This window comes from Streptomyces sp. Q2 (assembly GCF_056820935.1).
This window is the reverse complement of record NZ_JBXEJE010000028.1, coordinates 93,541-113,638: the sequence shown is the minus strand read 5'-3', so window position 1 is coordinate 113,638 and position 20,098 is coordinate 93,541. Positions and strand designations below refer to the sequence as shown.

At 70.9% G+C, this 20,098-nt stretch carries 21 protein-coding genes; 6 read left to right on the top strand and 15 right to left on the bottom strand.

What is annotated here, in order from left to right:
• The first annotated feature begins 34 nt into the window (after positions 1-34).
• Positions 35-838, top strand: coding sequence for a phosphatase PAP2 family protein (locus ACWBNA_RS29825; RefSeq protein WP_482707637.1), 804 nt, complete (start codon positions 35-37; stop codon positions 836-838).
• Between the two features lie 114 nt (positions 839-952).
• Here ACWBNA_RS29825 and ACWBNA_RS29820 read toward each other — a convergent pair whose 3' ends face one another.
• The 7 genes from ACWBNA_RS29820 to ACWBNA_RS29790 all read right to left on the bottom strand — a co-directional run bounded on the left by ACWBNA_RS29820 (position 953) and on the right by ACWBNA_RS29790 (position 8,719).
• A complete protein-coding gene (locus ACWBNA_RS29820; protein WP_482707604.1) occupies positions 953-1,405 on the bottom strand; it encodes a bifunctional DNA primase/polymerase in 453 nt (150 codons plus the stop codon).
• A 114-nt stretch (positions 1,406-1,519) separates the two neighbouring features.
• Entirely contained in the window at positions 1,520-2,938 is a 1,419-nt protein-coding gene (locus tag ACWBNA_RS29815; RefSeq protein ID WP_482707603.1) for an NAD(P)/FAD-dependent oxidoreductase, read from the bottom strand.
• Between the two features lie 29 nt (positions 2,939-2,967).
• Positions 2,968-3,768, bottom strand: coding sequence for an ABC transporter permease (locus tag ACWBNA_RS29810; RefSeq protein WP_482707602.1), 801 nt, complete (start codon positions 3,766-3,768; stop codon positions 2,968-2,970).
• On the bottom strand, positions 3,769-4,698 hold the full coding sequence (locus ACWBNA_RS29805; protein ID WP_482707601.1) for an ABC transporter permease: 930 nt from the start codon (positions 4,696-4,698) through the stop codon (positions 3,769-3,771). It lies immediately after the preceding gene.
• Complete coding sequence (locus ACWBNA_RS29800) at positions 4,698-5,870, bottom strand: ABC transporter ATP-binding protein (RefSeq protein ID WP_482707636.1); 1,173 nt, start codon at positions 5,868-5,870, stop codon at positions 4,698-4,700. The genes ACWBNA_RS29805 and ACWBNA_RS29800 overlap by 1 nt, the downstream gene beginning before the upstream one ends.
• 5 nt (positions 5,871-5,875) lie before the next feature.
• On the bottom strand, positions 5,876-7,123 hold the full coding sequence (locus tag ACWBNA_RS29795; protein WP_482707600.1) for an ABC transporter substrate-binding protein: 1,248 nt from the start codon (positions 7,121-7,123) through the stop codon (positions 5,876-5,878).
• 60 nt (positions 7,124-7,183) lie between these two features.
• Positions 7,184-8,719 (bottom strand): gamma-aminobutyraldehyde dehydrogenase, encoded by a 1,536-nt coding sequence (locus ACWBNA_RS29790; RefSeq protein WP_482707599.1) that lies wholly within the window; start codon positions 8,717-8,719, stop codon positions 7,184-7,186.
• A gap of 219 nt (positions 8,720-8,938) precedes the next feature.
• Between ACWBNA_RS29790 and ACWBNA_RS29785 the strand changes: the two genes are divergently transcribed.
• Positions 8,939-9,520 (top strand): NADAR family protein, encoded by a 582-nt coding sequence (locus ACWBNA_RS29785; protein WP_482707598.1) that lies wholly within the window; start codon positions 8,939-8,941, stop codon positions 9,518-9,520.
• Positions 9,521-10,216: 696 nt separating this feature from the next.
• Here the strand turns inward: ACWBNA_RS29785 and ACWBNA_RS29780 are convergent.
• Positions 10,217-11,098 carry a DUF4190 domain-containing protein gene (locus tag ACWBNA_RS29780; protein WP_482707597.1) on the bottom strand — a complete coding sequence of 294 codons (882 nt, stop codon included), beginning with the start codon at positions 11,096-11,098 and terminating at the stop codon, positions 10,217-10,219.
• Between the two features lie 56 nt (positions 11,099-11,154).
• Between ACWBNA_RS29780 and ACWBNA_RS29775 the strand changes: the two genes are divergently transcribed.
• Both ACWBNA_RS29775 and ACWBNA_RS29770 read left to right on the top strand, forming a co-directional pair.
• On the top strand, positions 11,155-12,312 hold the full coding sequence (locus tag ACWBNA_RS29775; RefSeq protein ID WP_482707596.1) for an adenosine deaminase: 1,158 nt from the start codon (positions 11,155-11,157) through the stop codon (positions 12,310-12,312).
• A gap of 18 nt (positions 12,313-12,330) precedes the next feature.
• Positions 12,331-13,017, top strand: a complete 687-nt coding sequence (locus tag ACWBNA_RS29770; protein WP_482707595.1) for a glycerophosphodiester phosphodiesterase — start codon at positions 12,331-12,333, stop codon at positions 13,015-13,017.
• 219 nt (positions 13,018-13,236) lie between these two features.
• On the opposite strand, the gene ACWBNA_RS29765 is transcribed toward ACWBNA_RS29770, so the two are convergent.
• Positions 13,237-13,845 (bottom strand): NADPH-dependent F420 reductase, encoded by a 609-nt coding sequence (locus ACWBNA_RS29765; RefSeq protein ID WP_482707594.1) that lies wholly within the window; start codon positions 13,843-13,845, stop codon positions 13,237-13,239.
• Here ACWBNA_RS29765 and ACWBNA_RS29760 point away from each other — a divergent pair.
• Positions 13,844-14,257, top strand: coding sequence for a winged helix-turn-helix transcriptional regulator (locus tag ACWBNA_RS29760; RefSeq protein WP_482707593.1), 414 nt, complete (start codon positions 13,844-13,846; stop codon positions 14,255-14,257). The two genes, ACWBNA_RS29765 and ACWBNA_RS29760, sit on opposite strands and share 2 nt — an antisense overlap.
• On the opposite strand, the gene ACWBNA_RS29755 is transcribed toward ACWBNA_RS29760, so the two are convergent.
• Complete coding sequence (locus ACWBNA_RS29755; protein ID WP_482707592.1) at positions 14,239-15,897, bottom strand: RNA polymerase sigma factor; 1,659 nt, start codon at positions 15,895-15,897, stop codon at positions 14,239-14,241. The two genes, ACWBNA_RS29760 and ACWBNA_RS29755, sit on opposite strands and share 19 nt — an antisense overlap.
• Before the next feature lie 294 nt (positions 15,898-16,191).
• On the opposite strand from ACWBNA_RS29755, the gene ACWBNA_RS29750 reads away from it, so the two are divergent.
• Positions 16,192-17,346 (top strand): serine hydrolase domain-containing protein, encoded by a 1,155-nt coding sequence (locus ACWBNA_RS29750; protein WP_482707635.1) that lies wholly within the window; start codon positions 16,192-16,194, stop codon positions 17,344-17,346.
• Here the strand turns inward: ACWBNA_RS29750 and ACWBNA_RS29745 are convergent.
• From ACWBNA_RS29745 to ACWBNA_RS29725, 5 genes are all read right to left on the bottom strand, one after another.
• Positions 17,336-17,872, bottom strand: coding sequence for a hypothetical protein (locus tag ACWBNA_RS29745; RefSeq protein ID WP_482707591.1), 537 nt, complete (start codon positions 17,870-17,872; stop codon positions 17,336-17,338). The genes ACWBNA_RS29750 and ACWBNA_RS29745 overlap by 11 nt on opposite strands.
• An 83-nt stretch (positions 17,873-17,955) precedes the next feature.
• Positions 17,956-18,429 (bottom strand): hypothetical protein, encoded by a 474-nt coding sequence (locus tag ACWBNA_RS29740; RefSeq protein ID WP_482707590.1) that lies wholly within the window; start codon positions 18,427-18,429, stop codon positions 17,956-17,958.
• Positions 18,413-18,904, bottom strand: a complete 492-nt coding sequence (locus ACWBNA_RS29735) for an RNA polymerase sigma factor (RefSeq protein ID WP_482707589.1) — start codon at positions 18,902-18,904, stop codon at positions 18,413-18,415. Before ACWBNA_RS29735 ends, ACWBNA_RS29740 begins: the two co-directional genes overlap by 17 nt.
• A 138-nt stretch (positions 18,905-19,042) precedes the next feature.
• A complete protein-coding gene (locus tag ACWBNA_RS29730; protein WP_482707588.1) occupies positions 19,043-19,654 on the bottom strand; it encodes a class F sortase in 612 nt (203 codons plus the stop codon).
• Positions 19,651-20,034 carry a sortase-dependent protein gene (locus ACWBNA_RS29725; RefSeq protein ID WP_482707587.1) on the bottom strand — a complete coding sequence of 128 codons (384 nt, stop codon included), beginning with the start codon at positions 20,032-20,034 and terminating at the stop codon, positions 19,651-19,653. Before ACWBNA_RS29725 ends, ACWBNA_RS29730 begins: the two co-directional genes overlap by 4 nt.
• Between the last annotated feature and the right edge of the window lie 64 nt (positions 20,035-20,098).

Sequence of the window (20,098 nt, the reverse complement as noted above, 5' to 3'; positions counted from 1 at the left end):
CCAGATGAGAGATACACCCCGCCCACAGGGGACTGTGGGCGACATCAGGCCGGGGCCTCCCCAGCTTCGACCTGGTCGTGCCCTCGCGCACACAACCGGAGCCTCCGGCTCTGGATCTCCTCACCGATCGGACAGTCGCTCGCCCCAAACCCCCCGGGGCGCGCGACCATCCGATCTGATCGGCCGCCCCGGAACCACCCCCCCTGTTCCGGGGCGGCCGGCCTCCTTCTTCCTCCTCGGGCTTCCGGCCCTTCTCTTCACGCTGATCACCTGGCAGGTCGTCGACGACGGCCTGCTGTTGCGCGTGGACGAACGCGTCAGCCGCGCCCTGGTCCACCCGGACCGTGTCTCCGAACTCCTCGCCGACCTGGGCAGTGTCCAGGTCGCGGTACCGGTCCTCGCCGTCGTCCTCGGGTACGTCGCCCTGCGGGCCCGCCGCACGGGTACAGACCACTGGTGGCGTGCGGCCACCGCCGCGGCCGTGCTCATGGCCCTGGTCCCGGCGCTGATCATCCCGCTCAAGGAACTCACGGCCCGCCCGGGCACCCCGGTCATGCCCCCGGGCACCGGCTACTACCCGTCCGGCCACACCGCCACGGCCGCCATCGCCTACGGCTCCGCGACCCTGCTGCTCCTCCCGTGGCTGCGCACCGCCTACGCCCGCCGTGCACTCCTCGTCGGGTGCGCGGCCGTCAACCTCGGCGTCGGTTTCGGCCTGGTCCGCCGCGGCTACCACTGGCCCCTGGATGTGCTGGCCAGTTGGTGTCTGTGTGCGGTGCTGCTCTCGTCCTTGTGGCGGTATCTCGGGCGGGGGACGCCCGACGACGAACCCGAATAGCGGGCGGCAAGCAGCCTTCCACGTCGGCCGCACGGGCGGCCGACGAACAGGCGGACGGCGAGTCGGCGGACGGTGAGCCGTCAAATGCGGCGCACGACCGCGCGGCTGGTCCCCCTAGTCGTCCTCGTGCCTCGCCAGGCTCGCCGCCGCCTCGTGCATCGCCAGTTCCAGAAGCGCCGGGTCGGTGAGGGTGCCGGAGCCGTCCGGAGGGAACAGCCAGCGGACTTTGCCGCTGGAGCGGCCCGGGTACGGCACCACGATCCAGGTGCCCGCCCCCGCCGTACGGATGCCGGTGCCGAGCCAGCGGGCCGCGGTGCCCGGCGGCACGAAGAAGCCCATGCGGGCGTCGCCGAAGTCGACCAGCACCGGTCCCGGCCGGTCCAGGATGCGGGTGAGGACGTCGAGCGTGGGACAGCCGAGTTCACCCGGCAGGATCAGTACGTCCCAGGCCTTGCCGGCGGGCAGGAGCGCGACCCCGTGGGGGTTGCGTTCCCACTCCCAGCGGCAGGCCTCGGGATACGGCGCCACGGATGCGAGCCAGTCGACCGCCGTTTTCGCCCCGGTCATGAGAGGACCTCCCTGTTCTGTCGTGGACGCGCGTCGCGTCACGAGAGAGAGGGAGGTCACCTGGCCGGCATTACGCGAGTTTCTGCCCCTCGTTGGAGTGAACCGGATCACAGCTCAGCTGTCGAAGCCGAGCCCGAGCCGGTCCATCGTCCGCAGCCACAGGTTGCGCCGCCCGCCGTGCGCGTCCGCCCGCGCCAGCGACCACTTGGTGAGGGCGATGCCCGTCCACGCGAAGGGCTCCGGCGGGAAGGGCAGCGGCTTCTTGCGGACCATTTCGAGCGAGGTGCGTTCCGTGGTCTCCCCCGCCAGCAGGTCGAGCATCACGTCGGCGCCGAAGCGGGTGGCTCCGACCCCCAGGCCCGTGTAGCCCGCCGCGTAGGCGACCTTCCCGTGGTGTGCCGTGCCGTAGAACGCCGAGAAGCGCGAGCAGGTGTCGATCGCGCCGCCCCACGCGTGCGTGAAGCGGACGCCCTCCAGCTGCGGGAAGCAGGTGAAGAAGTGCTCGGCGAGCTTGGCGTAGGTCTCCGGGCGGTCGTCGTACTCGGCGCGCACCCGGCCGCCGTACGGGTAGATCGCGTCGTAGCCGCCCCAGAGGATCCGGTTGTCGGCGGAGAGGCGGAAGTAGTGGAACTGGTTGGCGCTGTCGCCCAGCCCCTGTCTGTTCTTCCAGCCGATCGACGCCAACTGGCCGGCGGTCAGGGGCTCGGTCATCAGCGCGTAGTCGTAGACCGGGACCGTGTACGCCCGGACGCGCCGGACGAGGTTCGGGAAGATGTTGGTGCCGAGCGCGACCTTGCGGGCGCGGACCGAGCCGTACGGGGTACGTACGGCCATCCCGGCGCCGTAAGGCTTCAGGGTGAGGGCGGGGGTGTGCTCGTAGACGCGGACGCCGAGCCGGACGCAGGCCCGCTTCAGGTTCCAGGCGAGCTTGGCCGGGTTGAGCAGGGCGACGCCGCGGCGGTCGTGGAGGCCGGCCAGGAAGGTGGGTGAGGCGACCTGCTCGCGTACGGCCTCCGCCTCCAGGAACTCCACGCCGTCGGCGAGGCCGGCGCGCTCCGTCTCCTCGTACCAGTCGCGCAGTTCCCGTGCCTGGTACGGCTCGGTCGCCACGTCGATCTCGCCGGTGCGCTCGAAGTCGCAGTCGAGGTCGTGCCGGGCGACGGCCTTCTCGATCTCGTCGAGGTTGCGGGCGCCCAGTTCCTGGAGCCGGTGGATCTCGTCCGGCCAGCGGGTCAGTCCGTTGGACAGGCCGTGCGTGAGGGAGGCGGCACAGAAGCCGCCGTTGCGGCCCGAGGCGGCCCAGCCCGCCTCGCGGCCTTCCAGCAGGACGACATCCCGCTCGGGGTCGCGCTCCTTGGCGATGAGCGCGGTCCACAGTCCGCTGTATCCGCCGCCGACGACCAGCAGGTCGCAGGTGTCGGCGCCGGTGAGGGCGGGTTCGGGGTGGGGCTTGCCGGGGTCGTCCAGCCAGTACGGGACCGGCTGGGCGTCGGAAAGGGACCTTGTCCAACGGCTCATGGCGCCTGGGGCCATGATTTCAACTCCCTACGGGGTGTTTCCTTCTACGCCTTGTGCTTGGTGCGGCGGTTTCCGATGACCATCGAGGTCAGGACGAGCAGCACGGCGACCAGGAACATGGCCGTACCGATGACGTTGATCTGCACGGGCGTTCCGCGCTGTGCCGAACCCCAGACGAACATGGGGAAGGTGACGGTCGAGCCCGCGTTGAAATTGGTGATGATGAAGTCGTCGAAGGACAGCGCGAAGGCGAGCAGCGCGCCGGCCGCGATTCCCGGTGCCGCGATCGGCAGGGTGACCCGGACGAAGGTCTGGAACGGGCCGGCGTACAGGTCCTGGGCCGCCTGCTCCAGCCGCGGGTCCATCGACATCACGCGCGCCTTGACCGCCGTCACGACGAAGCTGAGGCAGAACATGATGTGGGCGATGAGGATCGTCCAGAAGCCGAGCTGCGCGCCCATGTTGAGGAACAGGGTGAGCAGCGAGGCCGCCATGACGACCTCGGGCATCGCCATCGGCAGGAAGATCAGCGAGTTGACGGCGCCCCGCGCGCGGAAGCGGTAGCGGACCAGGGCGAAGGCGATCGCCGTGCCGAGGGCGGTGGCGCCGAGCGTCGCCCAGAGGGCGATCTGGAGGCTGAGCGACAGCGAGCCGCACAGGCCGGAGACCCCGCACGGGTCCTTCCAGGCGTCCGTGGAGAACTGCTGCCACTCGTAGTTGAAGCGTCCCTTCGGCTTGTTGAAGGAGAACACCGTGACGACGACGTTCGGCAGCAGGAGATATCCGAGGGTGAGCAGTCCCGCGATGACGACGAGGCGGCGCTTGAGCCAGTTGACGAAGGCCATTTAAACCAGATCCTCCGTTCCGGACCGGCGGATGTAGACCGTGACCATCAGGAGGATCCCGGCCATGAGGATGAAGGAAAGCGCCGCGGCCGTCGGATAGTCGAGGATCCGCAGGAACTGGCTCTGGATGACGTTTCCGACCATGCGGGTGTCGGTCGAGCCGAGGAGGTCCGCGTTGACGTAGTCGCCGGCCGCCGGGATGAAGGTCAGCAGCGTGCCGGAGACCACGCCCGGCATCGACAGCGGGAAGGTGACCTTGCGGAAGGTGGTCCACGGCCGTGCGTACAGGTCGCCCGCCGCCTCGTGGAGCCGGCCGTCGATGCGCTCCAGGGAGCTGTACAGCGGCAGGATCATGAACGGCAGGAAGTTGTATGTCAGTCCGCAGACGACCGCGAGGGGCGTGGCCAGGACGCGGTCGCCGGAGGTCCAGCCGAGCCAGCTGGTGACGTCCAGGACGTGCAGGGTGTTGAGGGCGCCGACGACCGGGCCGCCGTCCGCGAGGATCGTCTTCCAGGCGAGCGTACGGATCAGGAAGCTGGTGAAGAACGGCGCGATCACCAGGATCATGATCAGGTTGCGCCAGCGGCCCGCGCGGAAGGCGATGAGGTAGGCCAGCGGGTAGCCGAGCAGCAAGCACAGGACGGTCGCGGCGGCTGCGTAGGCGACCGAGCGCAGGAACTGCGGCCAGTACTCGGACAGGGCGTCCCAGTAGGTGGCGAAGTGCCAGGTGACCTTGTAGCCCTCCTCCAGGGAGCCCGTCTGCACGGACGTGGAGGCCTGGTAGATCATCGGCAGCGCGAAGAAGACGATCAGCCAGAGGATGCCGGGCAGCAGCAGCCAGTACGGGACGAGGCGGCCGCGTCTGCGCGAGGGCTTCTTCGCGGGCGTGGTGGGTGCGAGGGGCGGGGGCGCCTCGGTGAGGGTCGACATCAGGCCGCCGCCCCCTCTTCCGGCTCCACGGTCTCGATGCCCGCGTCGATGTCCTGTGCCGCGTCCAGGCCGAAGGTGTGGGCCGGGCTCCAGTGCAGGACGACGTCGGCGCCGGGCACGAGCCGGGCGTCGCGGTCGATGTTCTGGGCGTAGACCTCGAACTCCGGGCAGACCGGGCTGTCTATGACGTACTGCGTGGAGACGCCGATGAAGCTGGAGTCGGCGATCTTGCCGGTGATGCGGTTGCGGCCGGCCGGGATCGCCCCCGCGTCGTCGACGTGGGTGAGGGATATCTTCTCCGGGCGGACGCCGACCAGCACCTTGCCGCCGGTCGTCGTCGGGGCGGAGCATCGCGCCTCGGGGAGGATCAGCTTGCCGCCGCCCGCCTTCAGCACGATCTCGTCGCCGCTCCTGGAGTCGACCTCGGCCTCGATGAGGTTGGAGGTGCCGAGGAAGTTGGCGACGAAGGTGGTGTGCGGGTTCTCGTAGAGGTCGGCGGGCGAGCCGAGCTGTTCGACGCGGCCCGCGTTCATCACGGCGACCGTGTCGGCCATGGTCATGGCCTCCTCCTGGTCGTGCGTGACATGGACGAAGGTGATGCCGACCTCGGTCTGGATGCGCTTGAGCTCCAGCTGCATCTGGCGGCGCAGTTTGAGGTCGAGGGCGCCGAGGGGCTCGTCGAGCAGGAGCACCTTGGGGGTGTTGATCAGGGCGCGGGCGACCGCGACGCGCTGCTGCTGGCCGCCGGAGAGCTGGTGCGGCTTCTTGCGGGCCTGCTCGCCGAGCTGGACGAGGTCGAGCATCTCCTCGACCTGCTTCTTCACCGACTTGATGCCACGCCGGCGCAGGCCGAAGGCGACGTTCTCGAAGATGTCGAGGTGCGGGAAGAGGGCGTAGGACTGGAAGACCGTGTTCACCGGCCGCTTGTACGGCGGCAGCCTGGTGACTTCCTGGTCGCCGAGGAAGACGGTGCCGGAGGAAGGTTCCTCCAGGCCCGCGATCATGCGCAGGGTGGTGGTCTTGCCGCAGCCCGAGGCGCCGAGCAGGGCGAAGAAGGAGCCCTGCGGCACGGTCAGGTCGAGCGGGTGCACGGCGGTGAAGGAGCCGTAGGTCTTGCTGATGCCCGAGAGGCGGACGTCGCCTCCGTGGTCCGTCTTGTTCGTCGTCGTCACGGTGATCACGCCCCAGTCAGCTTCGCGAACTTCTCTTCAAAGGCCGTCTCTTCCTTCGAGCTCAGTGAGCGGAAGGCGTGGGACTTCTCGGCCATGGCCTTGTCGGGGATGATCAGCGGGTTGTTCGCCGCATCCTTGTCGATCTTCTCCAGCTCGGGCTTCACACCGTCGACGGGACACACGTAGTTGATGTACGCGGCGAGTTCGGCGGCCGGCTTCGGCTCGTAGTAGTAGTCGATGAGCCGTTCGGCGTTCGTCTTGTGACGCGCCTTGTTGGGGACCAGCAGGTTGTCGGTCGACGTCATGTAGCCGCTGTCCGGGATGATGAAGTCGATGTCCGGGCTGTCCGCCTTCAGCTGGACGACGTCACCGGCCCAGGCGATGCAGGCGGCGAAGTCGCCGCTGGTCAGGTCGGAGGTGTAGTCGTTGCCGGTGAAGCGGCGTATCTGGCCCTTGTCGACGGCCTTCTGGAGGCGGGCGATCACCGCGTCGTAGTCGTCGGCGGTGAAGTTCGCCGGGTCCTTGCCCATGTCGAGCAGGGTCATCCCGATGCTGTCGCGCATCTCCGACAGGAATCCGACGCGCCCCTTGAGCTTGGGGTTGTCGAGCAGGTCGGAGACCGACTTCACCTCGACGCCGTCCAGCGCCTTCTTGTTGTAGGCGATGACCGTGGAGATGCCCTGCCACACGTACGAGTAGGCGCGGCCGGGGTCCCAGTCGGGGTCGCGGAACTGCGCCGACAGGTTGGCGTAGGCGTTCGGGAGGTGGGAGGGGTCGAGTTTCTGGACCCAGCCCAGGCGGATCAGGCGGGCGGCCAGCCAGTCGGTGAGGACGATGATGTCGCGGCCGGTGTCCTGGCCCGCGGCGAGCTGCGGCTTGATCTTGCCGAAGAACTCGTTGTTGTCGTTGATGTCCTCGGTGTACTTGACCTTGATGCCGGTCCGTTCGGTGAACGCCTCCACCGTCGGGTGGTGCTTGCCGCTGTCGTCGACGTCCATGTACTCGGTCCAGTTGGAGAAGTCGACTGTCTTCTCCTTCGCCGAGTGGTCGTCGGCGGAGACCCCGCCCTGCGTCTTGCCCGCCGCGGGGATGCCGCAGGCGCTCAGCGCGCCCATTCCGCCGACCGCGAGCGCGCCGCCCGCGGAGGTGCGCAGCAGTGAACGACGGGTGAGTGAGGCCCTGCCGTTCCTGAAGCTGCGCCGCATGGCGGCCACCTGGGCCGGGGACAGGCGGTCGGGCTCGTACTGCTCCATGCGCGTGGTGCCCTTTCGGGAGGATGGTGGGCGGCCGCTGGTCAGGCGGCCTGGATACGGCTATCGGTCCCCGAAGATCGTGCGGTGCCAGTCCTTGCGCGGCACCGCCGTGTTGTCGAACATGACGTGTTTGATCTGGGTGTACTCCTCGAACGAGTACGCGGACATGTCCTTGCCGAAGCCGGACGCCTTGTATCCGCCGTGCGGCATCTCGCTGATGATCGGGATGTGGTCGTTGATCCATACGCAGCCCGCCTTGATCTCGCGGGTGGCGCGGTTCGCCCGGTAGACATCCCGGCTCCAGGCGGAGGCGGCGAGCCCGTACGGGGTGTCGTTGGCCAGCCGGATGCCCTCGTCGTCGCTGTCGAAGGGCAGGACGACGAGCACCGGCCCGAAGAGCTCGGACTGGACGATCTCGCTGTCCTGGGCGGCGTCCGCGACCAGGGTGGGGCGATAGTACGCACCGTTTTCGAGATCCGCCTGCGGAGCCTCGCCTCCGGTCACCACGCGCGCGTAGGCACGCGCCCGGTCGACGAAGCCGGCGACCCGGTCGCGCTGGGCGTGCGAGATCAGCGGGCCGAGGTCGGTGCCCGGCGCGAAGGGGTCGCCCAGCCGGACGGTCTCCATGAGGGCGGCCGTCTGCTCGACGAAGGCCTCGTAGAGGGGCCGCTGTACGTACGCGCGCGTGGCGGCCGTGCAGTCCTGCCCGGTGTTGATGAGCGCGCCCGCGACCGCGCCGTGGACGGCGGCCTCCAGGTCGGCGTCGTCGAAGACCACGAACGGCGCCTTGCCGCCCAGCTCCAGGTGCAGGCGCTTGACGGTGGCGGTGGCGACCTCGGCGACGCGCTTGCCGACGGCGGTGGAGCCGGTGAAGGAGGTCATGGCCACGTCGGGATGGCCGACGAGGTGCTCGCCGGCCTCCTTGCCGGTGCCGCTGACGATGTTGATCACCCCGTCCGGGATTCCGGCGTCGGTGGCGGCCTGGGCGAAGAGCAGCGAGGTGAGCGGGGTGAGCTCGGCGGGCTTCAGGACGATCGTGTTGCCCGCGGCGATCGCCGGGAGGATCTTCCAGGCGGCCATCTGGAGGGGGTAGTTCCAGGGCGCGATGGAGCCGACGACGCCGATGGGTTCGCGGCGTACGTACGAGGTGTGGTCCGCGGAGTACTCGCCGGCCGACTGCCCCTGGAGGTGGCGGGCGGCCCCGGCGAAGAAGGCGGTGTTGTCGATCGTCCCCGGGACGTCGAACTCGCGGGTCAGCTTGAGCGGCTTGCCGCACTGGAGGGACTCGGCGCGGGCGAAGTCCTCCGCGCGCTCGGCGAGCACCGCGGCGAAGCGGTGCAGGGCGTCGGAGCGCTCGCCCGGGGTGGCCGAGGACCAGCCGGGGAAGGCCGCGCGGGCGGCGGCGACGGCCGCGTCCACGTCCGACGCGCTCGCCGGCTCGTACGTGTACACCGCCGCACCGGTCGAAGGGTCGACGGCCGCGTGCGTACGGCCCGAGGTGCCCTTGGTCAGGCGCCCCGCGATGAACTGCGCGCCGTCCGCGAAGCGGTCCTGGGCCGGAAATCGTTCCGGGGTGGCATTGCCCGGGTTGTGCATGTCGCTCTCTCGCTCTCCTCCGCCGTCGCCCCCCGTTCGTCGGAGGCGGGCGGCGTAGCTCCAGCTCGATTTGAGTGCCGATCCTGACAGAGCAGAGGGCACTCAACAAGTGATTCCGTTGTTGCCTTTTGGTTACGCGACGGAATCTGTCGACCAGGTGTCGAGTCGGCATGGAAAAGGAGGGACGGACTGTCAGTGGTGGCTGCCAGACTCGCGTGCATGGAAGGAACCACGGGGACGATCGACTCACGGGAAGCGCTGGTCAGGGAGGTCCGGGCGGGCGCGAGGATCAAGTACCTGCACTTCTGGGGGCACCGGCCGCGGCCGGACGGCCGGGTGGGGCCGAGCTGCCTGAGCCAGTGGTGGCCCTCGCCGTTCACCGTGGACGGCGTGTCCTACGCGACCGCCGAGCACTGGATGATGGCGCGGAAAGCGCGGCTGTTCGAGGACGGGGAGGCGGAGCGACGGGTGCTGACGGCCGGGTCTCCGGCCGCGGCGAAGAAGGTGGGGCGGCTCGTGCGCGGCTTCGACGAGGCGCTATGGGAGCGGGAGCGCTTCGGGATCGTGGTCGAGGGCAGCGTCCACAAGTTCGCCTCGGATCCCGGGCTGCGCGGGTTCCTGCTGAACACGGGCCGGCGCGTACTGGTGGAGGCGAGCCCCGTGGACCGCGTGTGGGGTATCGGCCTCGCCGCGGACGACGAGGCGGCTCAGGATCCCGAGCGGTGGCGGGGGCCGAACCTGCTGGGGTTCGCGCTGATGGAGGCGCGGGAGCGGCTGCGGGGACAAGGGGCTGACACCTGAGCCGGCCCCCTGAACCGGCCGCCGACACCCTGGCGAAGAGGGTTGGATGAGGTCCACATGGCCTCCGACCAGGACTGTCAGGACACGTACAGGCTCGTATTCCTCCTCCGCGTCGCTACGACCTGTGTAGAGGAGGGATTCCGAATCGGACACCACGGCAAGTGAGGCACCTGGCAGGGCATCCTTGATGGCCGGCGGCATCTCCACGTCGAACCCCAGGACGGCCCGCCGAGGTGTTCACAGCCCGGCCAATCCCCACTCCCCTGCCTGCAGGGCCTCCAGCGCGATCTCCGCCATTGCTCGTCTCATTGCGCTTCCCTCTTGTTTTCCGCATGACTCGTTTTCCGCATGACTCGTTTTCCGCATGGCTTCCCTGCGGACGTGCTGCTTGTGGGTTTCCGCTTGAGCAGAAGACCGGTGAAAACCGACAGATGGCTGCAAGAGGGGCCTGCGCCTGCCGGTTGGGAGGTGATGCGGCATCAGATGGTGTTGAATCCTCACCTCCCCGTGACCAATCATCTGAGACGGCGTCAGAAGTCAGTCCGATCCGAGCGTGATCGTTTGATTCTTCCTGGTCAGGGATGGTTTTTCTCGCCGTGAGGGAGAGATGCCGCACCCGACCAGGAACTCGGCTCGGCTCAAACGGTGCGAGATCGCTCGAGGGACGGCTTCTGATCTCTGCGGTGCCTGCTGCGCCTAGGACACGGCCACCAGCACCGCGATCATCCCGACGGCCAGGGTCAGACCCACCGAGCCGCAGATGATCCCGGCCAGGGCCTGGCCGGCGTTGGTGGCCTCGCCCCGCCGCGCCTTCTGCCGGGCCAGCACACCGAGGACCACGGCGACGATGCCGCCGATGATGGCGAACGGCCACATGCAGAAGCCCACGGCGGAGATGATGCCGACCACCATCGAGGCCGTGCCCATCCCGTTGTTCGGTGTGGGCGGCATGCCGGGCCAGCCGTAGTAGGCGCCGGGGCCGTGGGAGTGCGGGGCGTGGGCGCCATAGCCGGGTCCGGGCGGGGCGGCGGGGTAGCCGTAGCCGCCGGGATAGCCGTACGGGGCCTGACCCGGGCCGCCGGGGGCGACAGGCGGCCCGGGCACCTGCTCCTGTCCGTAGGGCACGGCCGGGAAGGGGGCGATGGGGGCCGAGGGCGGGACGGCGCCCGCCGGGCCGGGGGGCACGGGTGCGGCCGGGGCCGGCGGGGCGAAGGGGTCGTGGGAGTTGTTCGTCCGGCCCGGCGACGAGGCCGAGGGGGTGAAGGGCGAGGACCAGGGCTTGGGCCCCTCGGGGCCGCCGACGGGCGGCATAGAGGTGACCGTCTGCTGATCGTGCACGGAGGAGGTCGGCGGGGACACGGACCCCGTGTCGGCGATCGTGGCGTCGGGGCCGACGGCAGCGTCCTGCGGCGGCGTCGGCCATGGCTTGGACCCGGCGTCGGGTCGGTCGGTCCCCTCGTCGGCCGGCGCGGCCCACGGATCGGGGACAGCGTCGGCGGGCTCACCGGTCCCGCCCGTCGGCGTCGGCCCGGGAGCGGTGTTTCCTCGCGCTCCCGGCGTCTGCGCGTCGTCGGACATGCGCGGGCCCCCCTCCGTCGAACCTGCCGTCATGCTAAGGCCAGGGCCCGTCCGGCGTGACCCCGGCCTACGATGATCCCGAGTCACCGATCAGCCGATCACCCGCGTCCCGCCGTACACCGGCCAGGGAACGCCGTTCCCGGGGAGGAACCTTGACCGACCGTCTCATCGACCCCCGCGTCCCGCGCGACCTACACGCCTTCATCGCGTCGCTGCCCAAGGCCGAACTGCATGTGCACCACGTAGGCTCCGCCTCCCCGCGGATCGTCTCGGAACTCGCCGCCCGGCACCCCGACTCCACGGTGCCCACCGACCCCGAGGCCCTGGTCGACTACTTCACGTTCACGGACTTCGCCCACTTCATCCAGGTGTACCTGTCGGTCGTCGACCTGATCCGCACCCCGGAGGACGTCCGGCTGCTGACCTACGAGGTGGCCCGGGACCTGGCCCGGCAGCAGGTGCGGTACGCCGAGCTGACCATCACGCCGTTCTCCTCGACCCGGCGCGGTATCGACGAGGGCGCCTTCATGGACGCGATCGAGGACGCCCGCAAGGCGGCCGAGGCGGACTTCGGGACCGTACTGCGCTGGTGCTTCGACATTCCCGGTGAAGCCGGTCTGGAGGCCGCCGAGGAGACGACACGGCTGGCCACCGACGACCGCCTCCGCCCCGAGGGGCTGGTGTCCTTCGGACTGGGCGGGCCCGAGATCGGCGTACCGCGGCCGCAGTTCAAGCCGTACTTCGACCGCGCGATCGCCGCGGGCCTGCGGTCGGTGCCGCACGCCGGCGAGACCACCGGACCCGAGACGGTGTGGGACGCGCTGACCCACCTGCGCGCCGAGCGGATCGGGCACGGCACCAGTTCCGCGAAGGACGAGAAGCTCCTCGCCCACCTCGCCGAGCACCGGATCGCCTTGGAGGTGTGCCCGACCTCCAACATCGCCACCCGCGCGGTGCGCACCCTCGACGAGCACCCGATCAAGGACTTCGTGAAGGCCGGCGTCCTGGTCACGATCAACTCCGACGATCCGCCGATGTTCGGCACCGACCTGAACAACGAGTACGCCGTCGCCGCCCGGCTGCTGGAGCTCGACGAGCGGGGTCTGGCCGACCTCGCCAAGAACGCGGTGGAGGCGTCCTTCCTCGACGCGGCCGGCCAGGCCCGCATCAAGGACGAGATCGACACCTACACCGCGGCGTGGCTCGCTCCCTGACCCCAGCACAATGGGCGCATGCAGAAGCTGACCGCCGTGGCCCACCGCGGCGACCCCTACCGCGTCCGTGAGAACACGATCGACTCGCTGCGTTCCGCGCTTCAACTGGGCGCGGACGCGGTCGAGATCGACGTACGGCTCACCCGGGACGGCGTGCCCGTGCTGTTGCACGACGAGACGCTGAAGCGGCTGTGGGAGCACGACCGCCCGCTGCTGTCGCTGTCGTCGGACGAGGTGCGCGGGCTCACCGACGACAAGGTGCCGACGCTGGCCCGGGCGCTGGCCGCGACCGGCGACACCCGGGTGATGCTCGACCTGCCGGGCACGCGCGACGTGCGGGTGGCGCGCCGGGTCGTGGACGTCGTGCGCGAGTGCGGGGCCGAGGAGCGCGTGTACTACTGCGCGGACGCCACGGCCATGCTCGCCGTGCGCGCCGCCGACCCGGCCGCCGAGATCGCGCTGACCTGGACGACCCTGGCGCCGCCGCGGCCGGCACTGCTGGACGCGGTCCGGCCGCGCTGGCTCAACTACCGCTTCCCCCTGGTCGACCGCGCCCTCGCCGAACGCGTCCACACCGACGGCTACCTGCTCTCGGTCTGGACCCCCGACACCCGCCGCTCGATGCGCCGCCTCATCGACATCGGCGTCGACTCGATCACCACCAACCGCGTCGACATCCTGTGCGCCCTGCGGGACGCCGTCTAGGGCCTGTCCGGCGGATCATGTCGCAGACGCGGGGCCCGGCACACCGATCTGCGGCGTTGTCGTCGGTTGCCGACTCCCCCACGCTCGACTGCGCTCGCGCGGGGGGACCTCCATCGCGTAGACGCCCTCCTCCGCCTCGCAGCTCGACGCACCAGGCCCCGCTCACCTGCGTCGATGAGGCGCCGTCGATTTCCTGCGACTTGATCCGCCGGACAGGACCTAGCCGCGCGGCCCGGCGAACCGGACCGGCGGCGCGATCGCCTGTGCGTCCGCCCCCTCCCCCACCCACAGCCCGATCAGCAGCGCGGCCGTCGCCTCCACCAGGCCGGCCCGTTCCAGCCCCCCGGCGTTCAGCGGCTCGCAGCCGAGGTCGCGCACGAGTCGTCGTACGACGGAGAGCGCCGGCCCCTCGTCCCCGCACAGCGGCACCGCGAGCGGGCGGCCGTCGAAGACCGGCGGGGTCAGGCGCCACACGTCGACGTGGCAGAGGTTGAAGGCCTTCACGACGTGGGCGGTGGGGGCGGCGGCGGCGATGCGTTCGGCCGCCGAGGGGCCGCCCACGGTGAGCAGGGTGAACCCGGGGCCGCCCACCGGGTTGGTGCAGTCGATCAACACCCGTCCGCGCAACACGTCTTCGAGTTCCGTGACGACCCCGACCACGGCCTCGTACGGCAGCGCCGACAGCACCGCGTCCGTCCCGAACCGTGCCGCCTCCCGCAGGCTTACGCCGCCCGACCGGCTTCCGGCGACCACCTCGTGTCCGGCACGCGCCCACCGGGTGCCCAGCGCGTCCGCCATTTCTCCGTTGCCCAGGATTCCTATCCGCATGAGCAGGACTGTAGGAAGCCGTTCGGGCACCATTCGGTACGTGGACCAGACGTTTCTCGCCGACTGCCGTGCCCGGCTCGCCTTCGACCTGCTCGCCAACACCTGGAACGCGGTGGTGCTGTGGGCGTTGCGCCAAGGCCCCGTGCGTCACGGCGAGTTGCGGGACCGCATCGGTGGCATCAGCCAGAAGGTGCTGACCGAGACGCTGCGGCGGCTGGAGTTCAACGGCCTGGTCGCGCGGCGGGCGTACGGCGGCTCGCCACCGCGCGTCGAGTACGAACTCACCTCGCTGGGACGGACCTTGCTCACCCCCATCGACCTCTTCGGCGCCTGGGCGTTCGAGCACGGCGACGAGGTGATGGAGGCTCAGGAGCGCCACCGGCAGGCGGAGCGCTACAGGCGCGACTCCTGAGGGACCGTCGCCGGGTCGGCGGGGGTCGCGCGAGTGACGTACTGCGGTACGGGGGTGTCGTCCTCGCCGGTGTCGCGGACCAGGCCGTAGCGGATCAGGCCCTGGGGAGGGCCGGAGGTGATGTCCTCGGTCACCTTGTCCCAGGTGGTCGGGAAGACGGTCAGCCCGTAGGACGCGCCGCGCTCGTTCTGGTTGAGGGTGACGGTGCCGTCAACGTAGAAGTACTCGTTCTGCCACATCTGCTGGGTGCCTTCGGGCAGGACCGTGTAGCCGATGTCCGGGCCGCCCATGCCGGTGACGTAGCCACGGTCGGAACCATCCCCGATGACGTCGTCCATACGACGGCCGCCACCGGAGGCGACGTGGAAGATCTTGCCCTTCAGACCGGTCCAGGCCGGCATGGTCAGCCCGCCGGGCCGGTCGTGCGGCGCGATCTGCCAGCGCACCAGGACATAACCCTGCCCACTGAGCGTCACGCTCTCGCCGCGGTGCTGCATCACGGCCTGCCGGCCGCCGGTGCTGGTGATGCCCGACTCGGGCCGGTGCGGCAGCGTCCCGGGCCGGGCGTCCGGGTCCGGTGCCCGGTCGACGGCGTCGACGACGGTGCCGTAGAGGTCGGCCTTCTTCGTCGCGGAGGGCGGGGGGGACGGGGACGCCGACGGAGGCGGAGGGGCGGAGGTCACCGCCGGGGCGGAACGGGTGACGGTCGCGCGCGGTGGCGGGGCGGGTTCCGAGGGCTGCGTGACGACGTACGCGCCGCCCGCGACGATGGTCGCGCCCGCCGTCATGGCGACGGCCGGCTTGGCGAGCGCGCTCACCACCTTGGCGGACCAGCCGACGGAGGTGCTCGCGGCGGTGGCGGCGGCCGCCGTCTTGCCGCCGAAGGCCAGCGAGAGGGTGAAGCCGACGGGGACCGGGACGAGCGCGATCCCGACGAGAAGGCGCTCCGCCGGTACGACCGGCTCGCGGGCGTCGCCGCAGTAGCCGCAGCCCCTCAGGTGCCGGGCCAGGCGTTTGCGCCAGACCGAGTCGGGGCGGCCGTTCCAGCGGGCGGTCAGCTCGCGCAGGTCCGGGCAGGCGCCGTCGAGGGCGCGCACGATGCCGCGCGAGGTCTCCAGGCGCTCCTTCATCCGCTGGACGCGTACGGCGGCATGCTGCCTGCTGACGCCGACGGCCGCCGCGAGCTCGCGCCGGGTGAGTTCGCCGGCCACCTCCAGCCACCACAAAGACAGCAGCTGGCGGTCCTCGTCGTCGAGCCAGCGCACCGCCTCCGCGACCTCGCGCCGCTGCCCTTCCAACTGGAGCCTGAGGATGGTCAGTTCGGAGAAGTCGGCGGCGTCCCGCGGTGCCGACTCGTCCAGCGGGTCGGTGGTCCTGCGGCGGGCCCGGTCGCGGATCTGCCGCATGGCGATCGCCACCAGCCAGGACCGGAAGCTGTCCGGGTCGCGCAGCGAGCCGAGGTTGTCGACGGCCCGCAGCATCGTCTCCTGGACGACGTCGTCGACGTCGGCGTGGCCGTTCAGGGCCCGGCCGACGATGTTGTACACCAGCGGCAGCCAGCCCGCGACGAGCTCGTCCAGCGCCCGCCGGTCGCCGGCCTGCGCGGCGGCGATGGTGGAGCGCCAGTGCTGCGTGTCCACGGGACCCTTTCGGTGGCGGGTGTGACGGCTGAGGTCAGTGGTCTTCTGCACGCACCCTCTCAGGCGGGCCGGGGCTGTCGTATGTCCGGGATCACAGTGCGGAGACGGCGTGAAGACCACCGGGATAACAGTTTTTGCGCGCCCCTAAGGGCTGCCCCTGACAACTCCCTCCCCTCGCACGGCACTTACTCGGGGTTCGACCAGGGGCGGGTGCCCTCCTCGGTGACGATCCGGAGGCCGGCGCGGGCCCGGAGGATGATCACCAACACATTCGTCGACCTCTGGAGCAGACGCATGCGCACCCGCCGCCGTACGACCGTCCTCGCCGCCTCCCTCGTCCTCGCCCTGGGCGCCGTCCCGCTGGCCGCCCCCGCGTTCGCCGCGTCCGGACCGGCCCCCTTACCGGCCTCCGCGCACACCACGCCGACCGGCCCGGACACCACGGCCCTGGAGGCCGCGCTGAAGGGCCTGCCCGACCAGGACGCCACCGCGGCCCTCGTGCGGGTGGGCGGCGAGGGCAGCTGGCGGGGCGTGGCGGGGGTGCGCGATCTGCGGACCGGGGCGCCCGCGCTGGAGAACGCGCGGTTCCGGGCCGGATCGACGACGAAGATCGTGACCGCGGCGATCGCGCTGCAACTCGCCGCCGAGGGGCGGATCTCCCTGGACGGCACGGTGCAGCAGTACCTGCCCGGCCTGCTCACCGAGGACTTCTCGCCCATCACCGTGCGACAGCTGCTGAACTTCACCAGCGGCCTGCAACCGGGCGCGTCCCTCGGCGACAACGTCGACGACGGCTATGAGCACCGCTTCGAGACGCTGACGCCCGAGGAGGTCGTGGCCGCGTCGGTCGCCAAGGGCCCGGACCCCGACCACGCGCCCGGCGAGCGGCAGCACTACAGCAACATCCACTACACCGTGCTCGGCATGCTGATCGAGAAGGTCACCGGCGACTCGTACGCGGACCAGGCGGCCGTACGGATCTTCCGCCCGCTCGGCATGCGGCACACCTCGTTCCCCGACGGCCCCGACCCCCGCGTCCACGGACCGCACAACCGCGGATACGACTGGATCGACGGCAAGCTGGTGGACGTGACCGACTGGAACATGTCGGACCGGTGGGCGGCCGGGGACATGATCTCGACGACGGCGGACCTCGAACGGCTACTGGTGGGCGTGTTCAAGGGGCGTGTCGTACCCGAGCCGCAGCTGTCGGTGATGTTCTCGGTGCCGGACCTGCCGGGCGCGACGATGGGTGCGCCGTTCTCGCCCTTCAAGGTGAACGGCCGGACGGTCTGGGGCAAGACGGGCTCCCGCCCCGGCTACCACACGGTCGTCGCGGCCACTCGCAACCTGTCCCGGACGGTGGTCTACTCCGTCAACTCGACCGACGCGAAGGGCGAGGGCCTTCCCATCGTCCAACGCTTCGCGTTCCCCGCGTTCAACCGCTGACGACGGCACCGGCGGGCGCTGCCGGCACCGGAGCCGTCAGCGCCTCCAGCCGCTTGATCTTCCTGCGGACGACATACAGCGGGATCACCCCGAAGACCCCGAACGCCATGTCGATCAGGGTCCACCAGAAGGGGATCCCCCGGATCGGCCCGCAGATCAGCGCGAGCGGCACGATCCCGGCGCAGGCGATCATCCCGAACTCGACGACCCAGATGTTGCGGACCGGGTCGCGGTAGGGGCCGTAGAAGGCGACCGCGATGACGAGGTGCGCGAAGGCCAGCCAGTCCGTGCCGTACAGCACGAAGGGGTATTCGACGTCCACGACGTCGAGCCCCTGCCGGACCCGTTCGATCCAGTCCATGAGCCCGGGCAGGTATTCCGGCACGGACAGCGCCCGCAACAGGTCCTCGGTCCAGCGCAGTTCGTGGACCAGGGGGAAGGCGGTGGCGCCGCTGAGCACCAGGCAGACGATGAAGAGGACCAACCATGCGCGGATGCCCTTGAGGAGGGCTGCTCTGTCGCTCATGGCAGCAGAGTAGCCCTTAATTGAACATGTTCAAAAATGGGTTGTCGTGGTGTGCGTCACCCGAGGACCCGTGCAGGAGCGGCCTATGGTCCGGCGCTGCTCGCGGGCGGGGCGGAGGCCCCGTGCGAGGCGTCCAGGGACGGCTCGGCGAACTGCGAGGTCGGAACCGGCGACGGCGCGTGGCTGGGGGCGGAGGTACCGGCCGGTTCGGAGGGACTGGGGGCCCCCACCGTGGGGTCGGCGCTGTCGGGGACGGGGGTGTCCGACGGAACCGGCGGGACCGAAGGGCTGCTCGCGGGCGGCGGGGCCAGCGGGACCGACGGGGTCGCGGGTGCCTCGTGCGTGGCGAGGCGGAAGGGCAGCGCGGCGAGGGCGGCGACCGCACAGGTCACAGCCACTCCGGACGCGGCGCGCACCAGGCGCCGGCGGGCGGCACGGCGGCGGATCGCGTCGTAACGGCCCGCGGGTGGGCCGAGGTGGTCGGAGGCGGGCCGCAGGATGACGGCGAGGGGGTCGTCGGGCTCGAACTCCGGACCCTCGTCAGAGTGTGTGATCAAGGCTTCTCCCCAGATGGGCGCGGAGCAGTTCGCGGGCCGCGTGGAGGTCGGCCTTGACGGTTCCTTCCTTGCGCCCGGTCAGCGCGGACACCTCCCGGATCGGCATGTCAGCGTAGTAGTGCAGGAGGATCGGTACGCGCAGCCGTTCCGGCAGCGACTGGACGAGCAGGCGCACCGAGGGGTCGGCCTGTTCGGTCTGCGGGCGTACGGCGGCCTCGGCGGTGGCACGGCGTACGGCCCTGCGCTCGCGTTCGAGCCTGCGCCAGTGGTCCCGCACCAGGTTGGCCGCGGTGACGTAGAGGAAGCCCCGGGGCTCCGCCACCGAGGTCCAGCGGCCCCAGAGCCGGGTGAAGGCCTCCGAGGCGATCTCGTGGGCCGTCTCGTCGTCGTCGACCAGCCGCCGACACCAGCCGGCGAGGCGCGGGTAGAGGGCGGCGAACAGCTCGGACGCTGCCTTCTCGCGGGACCGTTTCAACGCTCTGCGTGCTCTCCGTGGTCGTGAGGCGCTCGGTGGTGACGGTGGCTGGGTGACGGTGGCCGGGTGACGGTGCGCGCGGGTGTCGGTGCGCGGGCGGCGGCTGGGGGCCGGTGTGCGGGTGCCGGTGTGCGGGGGTCAGGTGCCGGCTGAGCTCATCGTGGCGAAGACGATCACGTTGTCGGGGTAGCCGTCCCCGGTGAGGGCGCCGCCGCACGTGATGAGCCGCAACTCCGGGCGGTCCACGTCCCCGTAGACCTCGTTCGCGGGGAAGTCCGCCTTGGCGACCGTGCGTACCTCGTCCACCGAGAACACCGCCGTCCTGCCGTTCTCCAGGCGCGCCTCGATCGGGTCGCCCCGGTGCAGCTCCGCGAGACGGCGGAAGACCCCGTCCCCGTAGGTGCCGACCGTGACGTGCCCGAGGATCACCGACGGGCCGACCTGGCCCGGCGTCGGCGAGTGCCGGTACCAGCCGGCGCGGTCGTGCGCCGTGATCGGGGGCACCTGCACGCTGCCGTCCGCGGCCAGCCCCAGCCGCATCACCGGGGTGTCGACCCCGATGGCCGGGATCCGCAGCCCGACCGGGACCGAACGCCCGAGGGCCTGCCCCGCCGGCGCGGAGGACCGCGCGGACGGTGACGTGCCCGTGGAGCGTGCGGTCGCGTCCCGGTCGGCCTGGGGACCGCCACAGCCCGCGAGCAGCGAGGCCGTCGCCGCGGTGACGAAGGCGCGCCTGGAGAGCGAGGTCATGCCCCGGTCGCCCGCCGACGCCGTACGACGATGAAGGCCGCGCCGCCCACGGCGCACACCGCGGCGGCACCCCCGCCGATGAGTCCGGTGGCGGATCCGGACTGCGCCGACTCCTCGCCGACCCCGGTGTCGGGCGCCCCGCTCGGCACGACGGACACCTGCCCGGGCGTGGGCGCCAGGGTCGGTTCCGCGCTCGGGTCGACGGTCGGCGCCTCGCTCGCATCGGTGGTCGCGGACGGGACCGGGCTCGCTTCGGCACCGGCGGACGGGACGCTGGTGGAGGCCGGGCTCGGGGTCCCCCCGTCGGCGAACGCCGGCACGGCTCCCGCCAGCACGGCGGTGCACGCGAGTGCCAGGGCGCTCAGGACAGTTCGGCGCATGAATCGCTCTCTCTCGTCGGTCCGCCCGCCAGGTGGCTCGGCGGGCTGGGTTGCAGATCGACGG

Excerpts from the sequence above, each read along its gene's own strand:
- ACWBNA_RS29820 (WP_482707604.1), bottom strand. The coding sequence starts at position 1,405 with ATGACCGGGGCGAAAACGGCGGTCGACTGGCTCGCATCCGTGGCGCCG.
- ACWBNA_RS29815 (WP_482707603.1), bottom strand. The coding sequence starts at position 2,938 with ATGGCCCCAGGCGCCATGAGCCGTTGGACAAGGTCCCTTTCCGACGCC.
- ACWBNA_RS29810 (WP_482707602.1), bottom strand. The coding sequence starts at position 3,768 with ATGGCCTTCGTCAACTGGCTCAAGCGCCGCCTCGTCGTCATCGCGGGA.
- ACWBNA_RS29805 (WP_482707601.1), bottom strand. The coding sequence starts at position 4,698 with ATGTCGACCCTCACCGAGGCGCCCCCGCCCCTCGCACCCACCACGCCC.
- ACWBNA_RS29795 (WP_482707600.1), bottom strand. The coding sequence starts at position 7,123 with ATGGAGCAGTACGAGCCCGACCGCCTGTCCCCGGCCCAGGTGGCCGCC.
- ACWBNA_RS29790 (WP_482707599.1), bottom strand. The coding sequence starts at position 8,719 with ATGCACAACCCGGGCAATGCCACCCCGGAACGATTTCCGGCCCAGGAC.
- ACWBNA_RS29785 (WP_482707598.1), top strand. The coding sequence starts at position 8,939 with ATGGAAGGAACCACGGGGACGATCGACTCACGGGAAGCGCTGGTCAGG.
- ACWBNA_RS29780 (WP_482707597.1), bottom strand. The coding sequence starts at position 11,098 with ATGTCCGACGACGCGCAGACGCCGGGAGCGCGAGGAAACACCGCTCCC.
- ACWBNA_RS29770 (WP_482707595.1), top strand. The coding sequence starts at position 12,331 with ATGCAGAAGCTGACCGCCGTGGCCCACCGCGGCGACCCCTACCGCGTC.
- ACWBNA_RS29760 (WP_482707593.1), top strand. The coding sequence starts at position 13,844 with ATGAGCAGGACTGTAGGAAGCCGTTCGGGCACCATTCGGTACGTGGAC.
- ACWBNA_RS29765 (WP_482707594.1), bottom strand. The coding sequence starts at position 13,845 with ATGCGGATAGGAATCCTGGGCAACGGAGAAATGGCGGACGCGCTGGGC.
- ACWBNA_RS29750 (WP_482707635.1), top strand. The coding sequence starts at position 16,192 with ATGCGCACCCGCCGCCGTACGACCGTCCTCGCCGCCTCCCTCGTCCTC.
- ACWBNA_RS29745 (WP_482707591.1), bottom strand. The coding sequence starts at position 17,872 with ATGAGCGACAGAGCAGCCCTCCTCAAGGGCATCCGCGCATGGTTGGTC.
- ACWBNA_RS29730 (WP_482707588.1), bottom strand. The coding sequence starts at position 19,654 with ATGACCTCGCTCTCCAGGCGCGCCTTCGTCACCGCGGCGACGGCCTCG.
- ACWBNA_RS29725 (WP_482707587.1), bottom strand. The coding sequence starts at position 20,034 with ATGCGCCGAACTGTCCTGAGCGCCCTGGCACTCGCGTGCACCGCCGTG.